At 60.2% G+C, this 650-nt stretch carries 1 pseudogene; it reads left to right on the top strand.

Annotated elements, in window-relative coordinates:
* Nucleotides 1-344: 344 nt before the first annotated feature.
* A pseudogene (locus tag ENZ75_RS33575) lies at nt 345-650 on the top strand (multifunctional 2',3'-cyclic-nucleotide 2'-phosphodiesterase/5'-nucleotidase/3'-nucleotidase); the annotation flags it as partial.

Here is a 650-nt window from a genome sequence, read left to right as displayed (position 1 = left end):
CAGCTACACGATGACCGGCGCCACATCGGTGCAGATCAACGGCACCTCGCTGATCCGCCAGACCGCGGTCAGCTTCAACTGCCTGATGGTGTCGACAAGCCAGCTCAACTGCACGAGCTCCAGCGGTCAGAATTTCGTGCTGACAAGGCGCGTCTGAACCCACGACCATTCGTTTTCCAAGGACGGCGGCTGGTTGGCCGCCGTCCTTTTTTGTGCCGGCAAAGGGTCCCGGATTCCGCTTGCGTCATCCGGAACGCGATGGGAACATGGCCAAAGCGCCGGCTGTTATGTTCCAGTCAAGCAAGAGCGCTAATGGCCTCTGATCAGCTTTCCGGGAGACGAAGATGAAGAAGCTTGCCGCCATTGCAGCCCTGTCAGCCTCAGCCCTCGGCCTGTCGGCCGGCGCGTCCTTTGCCGACTACACGCTGAACATCCTGCATATCAACGACTGGCACAGCCGCATCGAAGGCAACAACAAATATGAATCGACCTGCTCGGCGGACGAGGAGACCAAGGGCGAGTGCATCGGCGGCGCGGGCCGGCTAATCACCGCGATTGCCCAGGAACGCAAGAAGCTGGAAGGCCAGAACGTGCTGCTGCTCAGCGCCGGCGACAATTTCCAGGGCTCGCTGTTCTACACGACCTATAAG

The organism is Mesorhizobium sp. M7A.F.Ca.CA.002.04.1.1, from assembly GCF_004022805.1.
GTDB lineage: Bacteria > Pseudomonadota > Alphaproteobacteria > Rhizobiales > Rhizobiaceae > Mesorhizobium > Mesorhizobium ciceri.
This window is presented reverse-complemented; position numbering and strand designations above follow the sequence as displayed.